The sequence below is a fragment of the Microbacterium sp. ACRRU genome, assembly GCF_022346945.1.
GTDB classification, from domain to species: Bacteria; Actinomycetota; Actinomycetes; order Actinomycetales; family Microbacteriaceae; genus Microbacterium; species Microbacterium mcarthurae.
The window spans coordinates 1-15,419 of record NZ_JAKRNI010000004.1; the positions used below are offsets into that span (position 1 = coordinate 1).

General features: G+C 69.9%; 14 protein-coding genes and 1 pseudogene. 4 read left to right on the forward strand and 11 right to left on the reverse strand.

Features of this window, described 5'->3' with window-relative positions; all coding sequences use genetic code 11:
* The first annotated feature begins 119 nt into the window (after positions 1–119).
* Positions 120–1,724, forward strand: a complete 1,605-nt coding sequence (locus MHY30_RS03700) for a DUF349 domain-containing protein (RefSeq protein ID WP_308192645.1) — start codon at positions 120–122, stop codon at positions 1,722–1,724.
* A gap of 63 nt (positions 1,725–1,787) precedes the next feature.
* The gene (locus tag MHY30_RS03705; protein WP_239275195.1) at positions 1,788–2,327 is read left to right on the forward strand and encodes a hypothetical protein; all 540 of its coding nucleotides are present in this window, start codon (positions 1,788–1,790) and stop codon (positions 2,325–2,327) included.
* Here the strand turns inward: MHY30_RS03705 and MHY30_RS03710 are convergent.
* The 10 genes from MHY30_RS03710 to pdxS all read right to left on the reverse strand — a co-directional run bounded on the left by MHY30_RS03710 (position 2,314) and on the right by pdxS (position 12,498).
* Positions 2,314–4,566 carry a bifunctional (p)ppGpp synthetase/guanosine-3',5'-bis(diphosphate) 3'-pyrophosphohydrolase gene (locus MHY30_RS03710; protein WP_308192646.1) on the reverse strand — a complete coding sequence of 751 codons (2,253 nt, stop codon included), beginning with the start codon at positions 4,564–4,566 and terminating at the stop codon, positions 2,314–2,316. The genes MHY30_RS03705 and MHY30_RS03710 overlap by 14 nt on opposite strands.
* A 67-nt stretch (positions 4,567–4,633) precedes the next feature.
* Positions 4,634–5,620, reverse strand: a complete 987-nt coding sequence (gene secF / locus MHY30_RS03715) for a protein translocase subunit SecF (RefSeq protein WP_239275197.1) — start codon at positions 5,618–5,620, stop codon at positions 4,634–4,636.
* On the reverse strand, positions 5,620–7,329 hold the full coding sequence (gene secD, locus MHY30_RS03720; RefSeq protein WP_239275199.1) for a protein translocase subunit SecD: 1,710 nt from the start codon (positions 7,327–7,329) through the stop codon (positions 5,620–5,622). Before secD ends, secF begins: the two co-directional genes overlap by 1 nt.
* 48 nt (positions 7,330–7,377) lie before the next feature.
* Complete coding sequence (gene yajC / locus MHY30_RS03725; protein WP_239275201.1) at positions 7,378–7,830, reverse strand: preprotein translocase subunit YajC; 453 nt, start codon at positions 7,828–7,830, stop codon at positions 7,378–7,380.
* A 79-nt stretch (positions 7,831–7,909) separates the two neighbouring features.
* Complete coding sequence (gene ruvB, locus MHY30_RS03730; RefSeq protein WP_239275203.1) at positions 7,910–8,959, reverse strand: Holliday junction branch migration DNA helicase RuvB; 1,050 nt, start codon at positions 8,957–8,959, stop codon at positions 7,910–7,912.
* Complete coding sequence (ruvA, locus tag MHY30_RS03735; RefSeq protein WP_239275205.1) at positions 8,952–9,572, reverse strand: Holliday junction branch migration protein RuvA; 621 nt, start codon at positions 9,570–9,572, stop codon at positions 8,952–8,954. The genes ruvB and ruvA overlap by 8 nt, the downstream gene beginning before the upstream one ends.
* Positions 9,573–9,581: 9 nt before the next feature.
* A complete protein-coding gene (ruvC, locus tag MHY30_RS03740; RefSeq protein ID WP_239275206.1) occupies positions 9,582–10,187 on the reverse strand; it encodes a crossover junction endodeoxyribonuclease RuvC in 606 nt (201 codons plus the stop codon).
* Positions 10,188–10,234: 47 nt separating this feature from the next.
* Positions 10,235–10,993 carry a YebC/PmpR family DNA-binding transcriptional regulator gene (locus MHY30_RS03745; protein WP_239275207.1) on the reverse strand — a complete coding sequence of 253 codons (759 nt, stop codon included), beginning with the start codon at positions 10,991–10,993 and terminating at the stop codon, positions 10,235–10,237.
* A 10-nt stretch (positions 10,994–11,003) separates the two neighbouring features.
* Positions 11,004–11,624 (reverse strand): pyridoxal 5'-phosphate synthase glutaminase subunit PdxT, encoded by a 621-nt coding sequence (pdxT, locus tag MHY30_RS03750; protein ID WP_239275208.1) that lies wholly within the window; start codon positions 11,622–11,624, stop codon positions 11,004–11,006.
* Positions 11,614–12,498 carry a pyridoxal 5'-phosphate synthase lyase subunit PdxS gene (pdxS, locus tag MHY30_RS03755; protein ID WP_228162827.1) on the reverse strand — a complete coding sequence of 295 codons (885 nt, stop codon included), beginning with the start codon at positions 12,496–12,498 and terminating at the stop codon, positions 11,614–11,616. Before pdxS ends, pdxT begins: the two co-directional genes overlap by 11 nt.
* Positions 12,499–12,593: 95 nt before the next feature.
* On the opposite strand from pdxS, the gene MHY30_RS03760 reads away from it, so the two are divergent.
* Entirely contained in the window at positions 12,594–13,934 is a 1,341-nt protein-coding gene (locus MHY30_RS03760; RefSeq protein ID WP_239275210.1) for an aminotransferase class I/II-fold pyridoxal phosphate-dependent enzyme, read from the forward strand.
* Positions 13,931–14,755: pseudogene (gene pdxY, locus MHY30_RS03765) on the forward strand (pyridoxal kinase PdxY); the annotation flags it as partial. The gene MHY30_RS03760 and the pseudogene pdxY, both read left to right, overlap by 4 nt.
* Positions 14,756–14,767: 12 nt before the next feature.
* Here the strand turns inward: pdxY and MHY30_RS03770 are convergent.
* Positions 14,768–15,379: a hypothetical protein gene (locus MHY30_RS03770; RefSeq protein WP_239275212.1), complete on the reverse strand. Its 612-nt coding sequence runs from the start codon at positions 15,377–15,379 to the stop codon at positions 14,768–14,770.
* Between the last annotated feature and the right edge of the window lie 40 nt (positions 15,380–15,419).

Sequence of the window (15,419 nt, forward strand, 5' to 3'; positions counted from 1 at the left end):
CCGGTGAACCCGACCCGGCGGTCTCGCCCACCCCCTGATCCTGTGACGACGGCATCCGTCGTACTAGGCTCGGACCGTCCTTCTCCCCCAGGCGGCCCTGCCGCGATGAGGTGCTCTCCGTGACTTCCGTTCCTTCTCCTGACTCCCCCGACACCCCCGCCGACGTCATCGACGACGCGGAGACGGTCGTCGAGGCGCCCTCTGACGGCGTCGGCGAAAGCGCCGCTGCGTCCGACCCCTCCGCCGACCCGGCCCTGACGGCTGTGGCGCCGGACGCCGACGATACCCCGACGGCCGAGGGTGAGGAGTCCGCCGCCGAAGAGGCCCCCGCAGCCGAGGGTGAGGCGTCCGCCGCCGAAGAGGCCCCCGCAGCCGAGGGTGAGGCGTCCGCCGCCGAAGAGGCCCCCGCGGATGAGGAGCCTGTCGCGGCGTCCGCGCCCGTGGTTCCCGCGCCCGGCCCCCGCCCCGGGCCCCGTCCGGGCGCTCGCGTCGCGGCCCCGGTCGAGCCGTGGGGTCGCGTCGACGAGGACGGCACCGTGTCGGTGCGCGAGGGCGATCAGTGGCGTGTCGTCGGGCAGTACCCCGACGGGACCGCCGACGAGGCTCTCGCCTACTATCAGCGCAAGTTCGCCGACCTGGCGGGCGAGGTCACGCTCCTGGAGGTGCGTCACCGTCGTGGTGGGGCCTCCGCGTCCGACCTCCGCTCCACGGCCGCGACGGTGCGCGGCAAGGTCGACGGCGCGGCCGCCGTCGGTGATCTCGCCGCGCTGCTGGAGCGTCTGGATGCGCTCACCGCAGAACTGGCGGAAGCCACCGAGACCGAGGCTGCTGCGGCCAAGGAAGCCGTCGAGGATGCCGTGCGCGAGCGCACCGCGATCGTCGAGCAGGCCGAGGCCCTCGCCGCCCGCGACCCCCAGTCGGTGCAGTGGAAGCAGATGACGACCGACATGTCGGCGTTGTTCGACCGGTGGCAGGCGCATCAGCAGACCGGTCCGCGTCTGCCGAAGTCGACCGCGCAGCAGCTGTGGCGCCGGTTCCGCGATGCGCGGGCCACGGTCGATCGACACCGCCGCGAGTTCTTCTCGGCCCTGGACGAGACCCACAAGGCCGCCCGTGACGTCAAGACCCGCCTGGTCGAGCGCGCCGAGGCCCTCGCACCGCGCGGGGAGGACGGCATCCCCGCCTACCGTGACCTCCTCGACCAGTGGAAGGCCTCCGGTCGTGCGGGCCGCAAGGTCGACGACGCGCTCTGGGCCCGCTTCAAGGCGGCCGGCGATGCGCTGTACGGCGCGCGCATCGAGCGCGAGACCGCCGACGCCGAAGCGTCCAAGGAGAAGATCGAGCAGAAGCGCGCCCTCCTCGCGGATGCCGCGCCCATCGTCGACGAGAAGAATCTGGCCACCGCGCGGCAGAAGCTCACCGCGATCCAGCGTGAGTGGGACGAGATCGGTCGCATCTTCCCGCGCGACAAGGAGCGCGCTCTCGACGACGAACTGCGCAAGATCGAACAGAGCGTGCGTGCCCGCGAGGACGCCGACTGGAAGCGCAACGATCCCGAGCAGAAGGCGCGAGCCAACGACATGACGCGTCAGCTCACCGACGCGATCGACAAGCTCGAGGCCGAGCTCGCCGCCGCCGAAGCCAAGGGCGACAAGCGCGCCGCTGCTCAGGCGGCCGAAGCCCTCGAAGCGCGCCGCACGTGGCTGCGCGCCCTCGGCGGCTGAGCGTTCTCCACAGCTCGGCGCTCACGGGCACGTAAGGAGAGACCATCCCGCCACACTGGCGGGATGGTCTCTCCCTTTCTGTACTTCCCCGGAGAGCGGCTGTCGATGGCGGAACTCACCGCGGCCTGCCTCGACGGTCTGCTCACCCCCATCGGCGAAGGGTTCATGCCGGCCGACGCCGTCGAGACGGCCTGGATGCGGGCGCGCAGTCTCGCTCCGCTCCTCGGTGAGCGGTGGGCCGCCGTCCGGTCGAGCGCCGCGTGGGTGCACGGTGGCATGGGCGTCGAACCGTTCCGGCACCGGATCCAGCGCGCCAGCGCCGAGCGGGCACGTCCACCGCGACGAACCGGCGTGCTCGCCAACGACGTGCGCATCGCCCCGGAAGACGTGATGGCGATCGCCGGTGTCCATGTCGCACGGCCCGAGCGCACTCTCGTCGACCTGGCGCGTTCGGGCGAAGCCGACGAGCAGGGTGCGGCGCGCGCGTGGGCGGAAGCCGCGCCCGACCTCGCCGAGGGGGCGCGTGCGTGGCTGCAACGGCATCCGCGATTCCCTCACGCTCGACGAGCGCACGCGTTGCTGTCGAGCGTCAGGACGATGTGACGCGGTACACGTCGTACACCGCATCGATGCGTCGCACGGCGTTGAGCACGCGGTCGAGGTGCACGGTGTCGCCCATCTCGAACACGAACTTGCTCAACGCCAGACGGTCGTTGGTCGTCGAGACCGTGGCCGACAGGATGTTGACGTGATGCTCGCTGAGCACGCGGGTGACGTCGCTGAGCAGGCCCGACCGGTCGAGGGCCTCCACCTGGATCTGCACGAGGAAGACGCTCTTCGTCGTCGGCGCCCACTCGACGTCGATCAGCCGCTCGGGGTCTTCGCGCAACGACTTCACGTTCGTGCAGTCGCCGCGGTGCACCGAGACGCCGCTCCCGCGCGTGACGAAGCCGACGATCTCGTCGCCCGGCACCGGTGTGCAGCACTTGGCGAGCTTGACCAGGATGTCGGGGGCTCCGCGCACGAGCACACCCGAGTCGCCGCCGCGCGGGGCCCGGCTGCGGCCGACCTGCGGAAGGTCGATCGGGCCGGTCGAGGTGTCATCTGTGCTGACGAGGGCCGTGACCTTCTCGATCACCGACTGCGTCGAGACGTGTCCTTCGCCCACGGCGGCGTACAGCGCCGAGACGTCTTCGTAGTGGAAGCCGCGCGCGACCTCGGCGAACGAGTCCTGATTCATCAGGCGCTGAAGAGGCAGGTTCTGCCGACGCATCGCGCGGGCGATGGAGTCCTTGCCCTGCTCGATCGCTTCTTCGCGGCGCTCCTTGGTGAACCACCCGCGGATCTTGTTGCGGGCTCGGGTGCTCTTGACGAATCCGAGCCAGTCCTGGCTGGGACCGGCGTCGGGGTTCTTCGACGTGAACACCTCGACGACGTCGCCCGACTGCAGTTCGGTCTCAAGCGGCACGAGGCGCCCGTTGACCTTCGCGCCCATCGTGCGGTGACCGATCTCGGTGTGCACGGCGTACGCGAAGTCGACCGGTGTCGCGCCCTTGGGCAGCCCGATGACCCGCCCCTTGGGGGTGAAGACGTAGACCTCTTTCGCCCCGATCTCGAAGCGGAGGGAGTCCAGGAACTCCCCCGGGTCGGCCGTCTCGGCCTGCCAGTCGGAGATGCGGGCGATCCACGCCATGTCCGTGTCGGCGGCCTTGGCATCCGTTTTGCCGCCGGCCATGCGCTCTTTGTACTTCCAGTGCGCGGCGACACCGAACTCCGCCTGCTGGTGCATCTCGTGCGTGCGGATCTGGATCTCGACCGTCCGACCGCTCGGGCCGATCACGGTGGTGTGCAGCGACTGGTAGAGGTTGAACTTCGGCGTGGCGATGTAGTCCTTGAACCGGCCCGGCAGCGGCGTCCACCGCGCGTGGATGGCGCCGAGGACGGCGTAGCAGTCCCGCACCGTGCCGACGAGGATCCGGATGCCGATGAGGTCATAGATGTCGTCGAACTCACGGCCGCGCACGACCATCTTCTGGTACACCGAGTACAGCTGCTTCGGCCGGCCCATGACGCGTCCGCGGACGCGCAGCTCGCGCAGGTCCGCGTCGATCGCGTCGATGACGGTCTGAACGTACTGCTCGCGCTGCGGGGTGCGCTGTCGCACGAGGCTCTCGATCTCGGCGTAGAGCTTGGGATGCAGAACGGCGAAGGAGAGATCCTCGAGTTCGCTCTTGATCGCCTGGATGCCGAGACGGTGCGCCAGCGGGGCGTAGATCTCGAGGGTCTCGGTGGCCTTCTTGGCGGCCTTGTGCGGCGGGACGAAGCCCCACGTGCGCGCGTTGTGCAGCCGATCGGCGAGCTTGATCAGCAGAACGCGGATGTCTCGCGACATCGCCACGATCATCTTGCGGACGGTCTCGGCCTGTGCGCTCTCGCCGTACTTGACCTTGTCGAGCTTCGTGACGCCGTCGACGAGCATCGCGACCTCGTCGCCGAAATCGGCGGCGAGTTCGTCGAGCGGGTAGCCCGTGTCTTCGACGGTGTCGTGCAGCAGAGCTGCCGCGATGGCTTTGGGCCCGAGGCCCAGTTCGGCGAGGATCTGCGCGACGGCGAGCGGGTGGGTGATGTACGGCTCGCCGCTCTGACGCTTCTGCCCGTTGTGCGCCTTGTCGGCGACCGCGTACGCGCGTTCGATGATGCCGAGGTCGCCCTTGGGATGGTGGGTGCGGACGGTGCGCAGCAGCTTGTCGACGTCGTCGCGTCGAGCTGCGCGGGAGAAGATCCGCGGAACCAGCCGACGAAGGGAGGACGGCGGCGGCGCGGAGGACGCGGTCTCGGTCACAGATCCCCTCCCCCGTGTGCGGCGGTCAGTCTTCCCATCCTACGCCGGGCGAGGCCGGTGCCCGCCGTCAGGCGGGGACACCGGCCTTCTCGCGCGCGGCGAGCACGCGGGCGTCCCGTTCCTTCATCGACGGCTCGCGCTCGCGCAGCAGCGCGTAGAGCGGGACGGCGACGAACAGCGTCGAGTACGCGGCGACGATCGTGCCGACGAAGATCGACAGCGAGATGTCGCTGAGCGTCCGGGCGCCGAGCGGAACCCCGATGAAGAGGATCGCGCCCACCGGCAGGATTGCGACGACCGTGGTGTTGATCGAGCGGATGAGTGTCTGGTTCGCCGCGAGGTTGACCGACTCCGCGAAGGTCCGACCGGAGATCTCCCCGTCGTCCCTCGTGTTCTCGCGCACCTTGTCGAAGACGACCGTGGTGTCGTACAGCGAGTACGACAGGATCGTCAGGAATCCGATGACGGCGGCGGGCGAGATCTCGAAACCGAAGATCGCGTACACGCCGATCGTGATGACCAGCACGTCGACCAGGCCGATGATCGCGGCGACCGACATCTTCCACGTGCGGAAGTACACCGCCAGGATGACGAACGTCAGTGCCAGGAAGATCGCCAGGCCCCACAGCGACTGGCGAGTGACGTCGGCGCCCCATGTGGGTCCGATGAACGAGTTCGTGATCTCCGACGTCGGGACCCCGTACCCCTCGGCCAGGGCGGCGGAGACGTCCTGCGTCTGCTCATCGTTCAGCTGGTCGGTCTGCACCCGCACGGCCTGATCGCTGATGGTGGTCACGCGGGTCGCGGCATCCGGAACCACGGATGCCACGGCTTCGGTGGCGATCGCCTGGTCGAACGACGCGGGGTTGGAGACGGTGAACTGCGATCCACCCGTGAACTCGATCGAGAACTGGATCGGGCGGAGGAGCGGGACCAGGGCCGCACCGATCACCAGGACCGCGGCGATGATGAACCACAGGCGACGACGCTGGACGAACGGGAAGGACGTCTTCCCCGAGTAGAGGTCGTTGCCGAGCTGCGTCATGGAGCGCATCAGTCGTCTCCCTCCTTCGTGGGGCGGCTACTGCTCTGCGCGGCGGCCAGCTCAGCGCGCTTGCGCTCGGCGATCGTCTGACGGCGCTGCGCCTCGGCGCGGGACCGCGAGGCCCGGCCCGAGACCGCCGCCGCGGGGGCGCGGAACTGGGCGCGACCGCGATACACGGCGCCGAGAGCGGCGGGGTCCATGCCCGACAGCGGATGGCCCGAGCCGAAGAACCGCGTCCGTGCCAGCAGCTGCATAACCGGGTGGGTGAAGAGGATGAAGATCAGGATGTCGATCGCGGTCGTGAGGCCCAGCGTGAACGCGAAGCCCTTCACCGTGGCATCCGCGAGGATGTAGAGCACGACGGCGGCGAGGATATTGATCGACTTCGAGATGTAGATCGTGCGCTTGGCGCGCGCCCAGCCGTCTTCGACCGCAGCGGTGATCGACTTGCCGTCGCGCAGCTCGTCACGGATGCGTTCGAAGTAGACGATGAACGAGTCCGCGGTGAACCCGATGGTCACGATGAGGCCCGCGACACCGGCCAGCGACAGGCGGAAGCCCATGCGCCAGGCGAGGATGCAGAGCGTCACGTAAGTGAGGACCGCCATCACGCCGAGCGAGGCGATGATCACCGTCCCCAGCGCGCGGTAGACCACGAGCGAGTAGACGGCGACGAGTCCGAGACCGATGAGGCCCGCGAGGAAGCCGACCTGCAGCTGCTGCGATCCGAGAGTGGCCGAGACGGTGTCGGAGCTGACCACCTCGAAGCTCAGCGGCAGCGCGCCGTACTTCAGCTGATCGGCGAGGGCCTTCGACGACTCCTGCGTGAAGTTGCCCGTGATGCTGGGCCGGCCGTCCAGGATGATGCCGTTCATGGACGGGGCCGAGAGGACCGACCCGTCGAGCACGAACGCGAACTGGTTCAGCGGGGGCTGTGCGCCGTAGAGACGCTGGCTGATCTCGCCGAACGTCTGCGTGCCCTGGTCGTTGAAGGCCAGGTTGACCGCCCAGCGGCCCGTGTTCTGCTCCTGGCCGTTCGTGGCATCCGTGATGTCGGTGCCGTCGAGCTCGACCGGGCCCAGGATGTACTTCTGCCCGTCGTCCACGCCGCAGGTGATCATCGGCTGATCGGCCGGAGCCTGCGCGGGGTCGGTCGGCGGGTTGGCGCAGTCGTAGGCGAGGAACTGCGCCTGGAGCGCGGGCGTGATGTAGGCCGGGTCGCTCGCGTTCGTCGGCGACGCGGTGGGTGTCGCCGGCAGGCTCGGGTCGGGCGTCGGGTACGGCGTGGAGTTGCCGTCCTCGCCGACGAACGACGTGGCGGGAGACCCGGCGAACAGCACGGGCCGCAGCTGGAGCTGCGCCGAGCTCTGGATGCGCTGACGCGTCGCCTCATCGGCCTGGCCGGGGATCTGCACGACGATGTTGCGCCCACCCTCGGTCGCCACGTCGGCCTCGCCGACGCCCGACGCGTCGACACGCTGGCGGATGATCGCCACCGCCTGCTCGAGCTGTTCGGCGTCGGGATCGCTGCCGTCGACGGTCTGCGCCGACAGGATGATCTGCGTGCCGCCCTGGAGGTCGAGCGCCAGGTCGGGGGTCCAGGAACTGGCCTGGAAGGTGTACACGCCCAGCGCGTTGATGCCGAACAGCACGCCGGTGATGGCGAGCAGGCCGGTCAGCACGCGCCACGCGTGGCGGACGGGAGTCGAGGGCGCCACGTGGTCGGCTTTCTGTGCGGCGGTGAACGGAAAAAGCGAAAGCGGGCGTCAGACCTGCGGACGGTCCTTGTCGTCGCGGTCGGCCTCGGCCGGGCGGGCGGCGCGGTGGTCGTCGCTGATCGAGGTGATGTCACCGTCGGCGACACCGGCGATGTACTCGGCCTCGGTCTCTTCCGCCTCGATGAACTCGTCTTCGGTGACGTAGCCCTGAGCGGGGTTGACGACGCGGAGCACGGCCTGGCTGTGGACCTTGATGACCACACCGGGGGCGATCTCGACCTGGGCGGGCTTGTCGAGGTCTTCCCCGTCGTACTCGACGACCGTGCCGTACAGGCCGCCCTGCAGCAGCACCTCGGCGCCGGGAACGGTCTGCCGCGCCTTCTCTTCCAGTTCGAGCTTCTGCTTCTGCATGCGGCGACGCGAGCTCCAGAACATGAAGACCAGCAGGCCGATCAGCAGGATGATCAGGCCGTAGTTGGCGAAGAAGTTCGCGAAATCCATGGAGGCGGTGCACCTTTCGATTCAGGCGCGCCGTGCGGCACTGCCTGGAGGGGTCGGGGAATCCCTCGCCGAGTATAGGTCATCCCCCTTGACTGAACCGGAGCAGTCCGTCCGGGTGAGGAGCGCCGAGGTGGTCATACGCCTCGGGTGTGGCGACTCGACCTCGCGGTGTGCGTCCCATGAACCCGATGCGCACGAGGTAGGGCTCCACCACGGACTCGATGGTCTCGGGTTCCTCCCCCACCGCGACGGCGAGCGTGCTGAGCCCCACGGGACCTCCGCGGAAGCGGCGCACGAGCGCGTCGAGCACTGCCCGGTCGAGGCGGTCGAGGCCGATGGCATCCACGTCGTAAAGGTCGAGCGCCGCGTCGACGGTGCGCACGTCGGCGTCGCCGGCCTCCGCGCCCGTCGAGGGACCGTGGACGACGAGGTAGTCGCGCACACGCCGCAGCAACCGGTTGGCGATGCGAGGGGTGCCGCGCGAGCGGCGGGCGATCTCGGATCGAGCGGTGCCGGGGAGCCCCACGTCGAGCATGGATGCCGAGCGCGAGACGACGCGCTCGAGCTCTTCCGGCTCGTAGTACTCCAGATGCGCGGTGAAACCGAAGCGGTCGCGCAGAGGGTTGGGGAGGAGGCCTGCGCGCGTGGTGGCGCCCACGAGGGTGAACGGCGCGAGGTCGAGGGGGATGCTCGTGGCCCCCGCGCCCTTCCCCACCATGATGTCGATACGGAAATCCTCCATCGCGAGGTACAGCATCTCTTCGGCCGAGCGGGCCATGCGGTGGATCTCGTCGATGAAGAGGACTTCGCCCGGCGTCAGCGACGACAGCAGTGCGGCGAGGTCGCCGGCGTGCTGGATCGCCGGTCCGCTCGAGAGGCGCAACGGACGCCCGCTCTCGTGCGCCACGATCATCGCGAGCGTCGTCTTTCCCAGACCGGGAGGGCCGGACAGCAGGATGTGGTCGGGCGAGCGTTGCTGGATGCGGGCGGCGTCGAGCAGAAGCTGCAGCTGTCCGCGCACCTTCTGCTGACCGACGAACTCGCTCAGCGACGTCGGCCGCAGGGCGCCTTCGATCGCGAGCTCGGTCTCGTCGTCGGGTGTGCCCGCGTCGCGCACGACGTCAGCCACCGACGGGCTCCTTGCGCGCGGGGCCGAGGAGCGCGAGCGTCAGTCGGAGCAACGCCTGGACCGAGGCGCGGTCGGCCTCGGCGGCGTTCTCCGCGACGGATGCCACGGCCTCGGCGGCCACGCGTTCGCTCCAGCCGAGTCCGACCAGCGCCTGCGTCACCTGGACGGGGACCTGCCCGTGCGGGGCCACCGCGGCCGGCGCCTGTGCGGGCGCGACGGCCAGCTTGCCCGCCAGCTGCACGACGATGAGCTTCGCGGTCTTGGGGCCGATTCCCGACACGCGCTTGAACGGTGCGTCGTCGTCGTCGGTCACCGCCTGTGCGATCTGCGGGACGGTCAGGGACGACAGCACGCCCATCGCGGACTTCGGGCCCACGCCGGTCACACCGATCAGCTGCGTGAACACGGTGAGCTCTTCGCGGGTCTCGAAGCCGAAGAGCGACAGTGCGTCCTCCCGAACGACCAGGTGCGTGTGCAGGTGCACCGGGTCGCCGACATGGGTCGTGCGGGCCACCTGCGGCGTCACGGCCACGGAGAGCCCGACTCCGCCGACGACCACGACGAGCGTGTCGTCGCCGACGTGCGCGGCCGCACCCTGCAGCGAAGAGATCATGCGTCGAGCCTACGCGCCGGTTCGGACCTTTGTTCGAGCGACACGCGCCGCGGGGGGCACCTGCCGCTTCTCGGCATCCCGCCAGGCCTTCTGCGCCGGGGTCAGGGCGCCACCGGTTGCGGGTGCCGCTGCTCCCCCGCGCCAGGCATGGCACAGCGCGAGGGCCAGGGCGTCGGCCGCGTCCGCCGGCTGCGGAAGTGCGTCGAGGCGCAGCACGCGTGCCACCATCGTCTGCACCTGCAGCTTGTCCGCCGAGCCGTATCCGGTGATGGCGGCCTTGACCTCGCTGGGGGTGTGAGTGGCGGCCGGGATGCCGTGCTCCGCCGCCAGCAGCAACGCGATGCCGCTCGCCTGCGCGGTTCCCATGACCGAGTGCCGGTTGTTCTGGGCGAAGACCCGCTCCACGGCGACGACGTGCGGACCGTGCGCGGCGAGCACGCTGCGGATGCCGGCCGCGATCGTGGCGAGCCGCTTCTCGATCGGATCGGAAACGGCGGAGCGCACGACCCCGACGTGCACGAGCGACGCCGTGCGGTCGGGTGACACGTCGACGACGCCGATGCCGCAGCGCGTCAGGCCCGGGTCGATACCGAGGACACGCAGCGAACGAGACACGACCCCCACGCTACGCGCGGGGGTCGTGGAGTCGAGCAGGGCGCGCCCTACTCGTCGTTCTCGAGCTCGGCCTGCACCTCGGGGGTCAGGTCGAAGTTCGTGTAGACGTTCTGCACGTCGTCGCTGTCTTCCAGCGCGTCGATGAGGCGGAACACCTTGCGCGCGGTGTCGGCGTCGACCTCGACTTTGAGCGAGGGCACGAACTCCACGTCGGCGGAGTCGTATTCGATGCCGGCCTCCTGCAGCGCAGAGCGGACGGTCACGAGGTCGCTCGCCTCGGTGATGACGCCGAAGCCCTCGCCGTGCGGTTCGACCTCTTCGGCGCCGGCTTCTAGGACCGCGAGCATGACGTCATCCTCGGTCGTTCCCTCGGAGGGGACGACGATGACGCCCTTGCGGCTGAAGTTGTACGCAACGCTCCCCGGGTCGGCGAGGGTGCCGCCGTTGCGGCTGAGCGCCGTACGGACCTCGGCGGCGGCGCGGTTCTTGTTGTCGGTCAGACACTCGATGAGGAACGCGACACCGTTGGGGCCGTAGCCCTCGTACATGATCGAGGAGTACTCGACGGCCTCGCCGCCGATGCCGGCGCCGCGCTTGATGGCGCGGTCGATGTTGTCTTTGGGGACCGAGGTCTTCTTGGCCTTGAGCACCGCGTCGAAGAGCGTCGGGTTGCCCTGGAGGTCCGGCCCGCCGAGCTTGGCGGCGACCTCGATGTTCTTGATGAGCTTGGCCCACGACTTGGCGCGGCGGGCGTCGACGACCGCCTTCTTGTGCTTGGTCGTGGCCCATTTGGAGTGTCCGGACATGGGTTCCAGTCTAGAACGAGGGCGCCGAGACCCCGACGTGATTGCGGACCCGGTGGAGGAACCGAGCGTGGAAGCGCGTCTCGCCGGTGGATTCGGGGTGGAACGACAGCCCGAGCAGGTTGTTCTGCTCGACGGCGACGACCCGTCCATCGGGCAGGCTCGCGAGCGGGGTGGCATCCGGTCCCACCTCGGTCACCACGGGCGCACGGATGAAGACGGCGTGGACCGGCGGATCGCCGAGGGCGGGGACGTCGAGGTCGGTCTCGAACGACTGCGTCTGGGAGCCGAAGGCATTGCGCCGGACACGCACGTCGAGGCCGCCGAAGGTCAGCTGACCCTCGATGGCGCCGTCGAGGCGGTCGGCCAGCAGGATGAGACCCGCGCACGTGCCGAGCACGGGCATGCCGTCGGCGATCGCCGCGCGGATCGGGTCGCGCAGGTCGAAGGCGCGGGAGAGCTTGTCGATCACGCTCGACTCGCCCCCGGGGAGGACGAGTCCGTCGACCTCGGCGAGTTCTGACGCCCGCCGCACGGGCCGAGCGTCGGCGCCCAGGTCAGCGAGCACGTGAAGGTGCTCGCGGACGTCGCCCTGAAGGGCGAGGACGCCGACGCGGGGGCTGTTACCAGCCACGCTCGGCCAGGCGGTGCGGTGCGGGCAGGTCGGCGACGTTGATGCCGACCATCGCCTCGCCGAGACCGCGCGAGGCCTCGGCGACGATCTTGGGGTCGTCGTGGAAGGTGGTGGCCTTCACGATCGCCGCCGCGCGCTGCGCCGGGTTGCCCGACTTGAAGATGCCCGAGCCGACGAAGACGCCGTCCGCGCCGAGCTGCATCATCATGGCGGCGTCGGCGGGGGTGGCCACTCCCCCGGCCGTGAAGAGCACCACGGGGAGCTTCCCGGTCTCGGCGATCTCGGCGACCAGCTCGTACGGTGCCTGCAGCTCCTTGGCGGCGACGTAGAGTTCGTCCTTCGTCTTGGCGCGCAGCGCGTTAATCTCGCCGGTGATCGTGCGGATGTGCTTGGTCGCCTCGGAGACGTCGCCGGTGCCGGCTTCGCCCTTCGAGCGGATCATGGCCGCACCCTCGGTGATGCGGCGCAGGGCCTCGCCGAGGTTGGTGGCGCCGCACACGAACGGCACGGTGAAGTTCCACTTGTCGATGTGGTTGACGTAGTCGGCCGGCGAGAGGACCTCGGACTCGTCGATGTAGTCGACGCCGAGCTCCTGCAGGATCTGCGCCTCGACGAAGTGTCCGATGCGCGCCTTCGCCATCACCGGGATCGAGACGGATGCCACGATGTCGTCGATCAGGTCGGGGTCGCTCATGCGCGCCACGCCGCCCTGGGCGCGGATGTCGGCGGGCACGCGCTCGAGCGCCATGACGGCGACGGCGCCGGCGTCCTCGGCGATACGGGCTTGCTCTGCCGTGACGACGTCCATGATGACGCCGCCCTTGAGCATCTCGGCGAGTCCGCGCTTGACGCGGGAGGTTCCGGTGTCGGTCATTGTCGATTCCCTTCGCGCTTCGGGGCGCTTTGTTTGGCTTAGGCCAAACCGTAGCATGACGCAGGACATAGGCTGGAGGAAGCGAAAGGGGGCGCATGGCCGTCGACATCATCGGGCGCTCGGCATCCGAGATCGCCGCGAGTCTGCGCGAGCGCATCGAGCGCGGCCACCTCCAGGCCGGCGATGCGCTGCCGCCCGTGCGGGCGCTGGCGACGGAGCTCGGCGTCAACCGGAACACGGTCGTCGCGGCGTACCGCCTCCTCGCGCAAGCGGGGCTCGTCGTGGCGCGCGGGCGCGGTGGCACACGGGTCGCGGGACACGCGCCCGTGGCGCAGGAGGGGTATGCCGCCGGGACGGTGCTGCGCGACGTCGGCACCGGAAACCCCGATCCGGCGCTCATCCCCGACCCGGCCGCGGCGCTCGCTCGCTCCGGTCGCCCCGTGCTGTACGGCGAGCCCGTCGTCGACCCCGGGCTCGAGGCGTGGGCGCGCGAATGGATGGCCGAGGGCCTTCCCTCCGGTGCCCCGCGCATCACCGTGACCAGCGGCGCGAGCGACGCGATCGAGCGCCTGCTCGCCCAGGCCCTGCAGCGCGAGGACGCCGTCGCGCTGGAAGACCCGTGCTTCCTCTCGGCCCTGCACACGGTGCGGCAGGGCGGCTACCGCGCGGTGCCGGTCGCGGTGGATGCCGAGGGCATGACCGTCGACGGGCTGCGTGCTGCGCTCGCGGACGGCGTCCGGGCGGTCATCTGCACGCCGCGCGCCCACAACCCCACCGGTGCGAGCCTCACCGCGGAGCGCGCCGCGCAGCTTCGGGCGGTGCTCGCCGACCATCCGTACGTGCTGGTGATCGAGGACGACCACTTCTCTCTGCTCTCACGGGCGCCGCTGCACTCCGTGATCGGCGAGACGCAGCAGCGGTGGGCGCGGATCCGGTCGGTGTCGAAGTTCCTCGGACCCGACATGTGCCTGGCCGTCGTGGCATCCGATGTCGAAACCGCCGAACGCCTCGCGCTGCGTCTCACCCCCGGCACGACGTGGGTGAGTCACATCCTGCAACGTCTGACGCTCGCTCTCGTCACCGACCCGGAAGTCCGTGCCGGTATCGACCGGGCGGCGGCGCACTACGCGCGACGCAACGACGCCTTCGCTGCGGCCCTGACCGCGCGCGGACTCCCTCTCGTCGTGGGCGATGGCCTGAACCTGTGGGTGCCGCTCCCGGCACCGGCCGCCCAGGTGCGTGAAGACCTCATGCGGCGGGGGTGGCTCGTCCGCGACGGGGACCACTTCTTCCTCTCCCCCGAGGCCGCCGGCGACTACCTCCGTCTCACCGTGCATCAGCTCGACGATGCCGAGGCGGCGTCGCTCGCCGACGACCTCGCCAGCGCCGTGACCGCGCTCCGCCCGTCCGCACGAGGTGGGAGGATCGAGGGATGAAGGTGCTCTCGATCCAGTCCGCCGTCGCCTACGGCCACGTCGGAAACTCCGCCGCCGTCTTCCCGCTGCAGCGCATCGGGGTCGAGGTGCTGCCGGTGTACACGGTCAACTTCTCCAACCACACCGGGTACGGCGCGTGGCGAGGTCCGCTCATCTCTCCCGCCGACGTCGCCGACGTCATCACGGGGATCGAAGAGCGCGGAGTCTTCGGCGACATCGACGTCGTGCTGTCGGGCTATCAGGGCGGCGAAGGCATCGCCGACGTGATCATCGACACGGTGGCCCGAGTGAAGAAGGCGAATCCGGATGCCGTCTACGCGTGCGACCCCGTGATGGGCAATGCGAAGTCCGGATGCTTCGTCGCCCCGGCCATTCCCGAGCTGCTGCGAGAGCGCGTCGTCCCCGTCGCCGACATCATCACGCCCAACCAGTTCGAGCTGGGATTCCTCACCGGGACCGACCCGGGGAGCATCGCGTCGACCCTGGAGTCGGCTGACCTCGTCCGCGCGCGCGGGCCGCGCACGGTGCTGGTCACGAGCGTCGAGCGCCCCGACCGTGGGCCGGACACCATCGAGATGATGGTCGTCGACGACTCGGGTGCGTGGATCGTGCAGACCCCGCTCATCCCGATGAAGGCGAACGGCTCCGGAGACGTGACCGCTGCGTTGTTCACCGCGCACTTCCGTCGGACGGGGGATGCCGCCGACGCTCTCGCGCGCACCGCGTCGAGCGTGTTCGATCTGCTTTCGAACACGTACGAGTCCGGTTCCCGCGAGCTGCGGCTCGTCGAGTCGCAAGAGGCCTACGCGAACCCGCGCCTCGGTGGCGGGGAGTCAGCCGCCGTAGACCTCGGTGTAGGCGTCGATCCACGCGTCGCCGTCGTCGGGGCACAGGAACGTCGTTCCGTAGACCATGAGGCTCGCGATCGGGGCTTCGGCCGCCGTGCGCTCGCTCCCCTGCAGTTCGGCGGGGACGAGCTGGGCGAAGATCGGCGAGGTGGCGACGTGGGCCTGCAGCGTGGTGGCATCCACCACGTGTGAACTGAGGATCGCCGTCTCGCACGCATCCGCGACGAGGGCGAGCGAAAGGCTCTCGTCCTGAGCCGTCCACTCCGCGCCCTGCTCCTGGGCGTAGGCCTTCTGCTCGTCGATGAACTGCTTCTGCGCGGGAGTGACCGCGACCAGCGGGGTGCCGTCCAGGGGAAGCTGCTGTTCTTCGAAGAAGCGCTCGCGCTCGGCGAACGGGTTGTCGAGGTCGTCGCCCGTGCCCGGGCTCGTCGGGTCGTCCGGCAGCGGCGCGGGGTCGGATGGTTCGGCCGGTGCGGTGAGCGGCGCGCCTGCTGCATCGGGTCCGAGCGGGCTCGGGAGCCGGATGCATCCGGTTGTCGTGCCGAGCGCCGCGACGAGGACGAGGGAGAGGGCGAGGGGACGCAGGCGAGCCTTCATCTCCTCACCGTAGCGTCGTGGGACGCGACCCCGGGTGGGC

Bases quoted from the DNA above. Each gene is read 5' to 3' on its own strand.
- pdxS (WP_228162827.1), bottom strand. From the start codon at position 12,498: ATGACCGACACCGGAACCTCCCGCGTCAAGCGCGGACTCGCCGAGATG.
- secF (WP_239275197.1), bottom strand. From the start codon at position 5,620: ATGCGCTCCATGACGCAGCTCGGCAACGACCTCTACTCGGGGAAGACG.
- MHY30_RS03745 (WP_239275207.1), bottom strand. From the start codon at position 10,993: ATGTCCGGACACTCCAAATGGGCCACGACCAAGCACAAGAAGGCGGTC.
- yajC (WP_239275201.1), bottom strand. From the start codon at position 7,830: ATGGATTTCGCGAACTTCTTCGCCAACTACGGCCTGATCATCCTGCTG.
- ruvA (WP_239275205.1), bottom strand. From the start codon at position 9,572: ATGATCTCTTCGCTGCAGGGTGCGGCCGCGCACGTCGGCGACGACACG.
- MHY30_RS03770 (WP_239275212.1), bottom strand. From the start codon at position 15,379: ATGAAGGCTCGCCTGCGTCCCCTCGCCCTCTCCCTCGTCCTCGTCGCG.
- MHY30_RS03760 (WP_239275210.1), top strand. From the start codon at position 12,594: ATGGCCGTCGACATCATCGGGCGCTCGGCATCCGAGATCGCCGCGAGT.
- MHY30_RS03705 (WP_239275195.1), top strand. From the start codon at position 1,788: ATGGTCTCTCCCTTTCTGTACTTCCCCGGAGAGCGGCTGTCGATGGCG.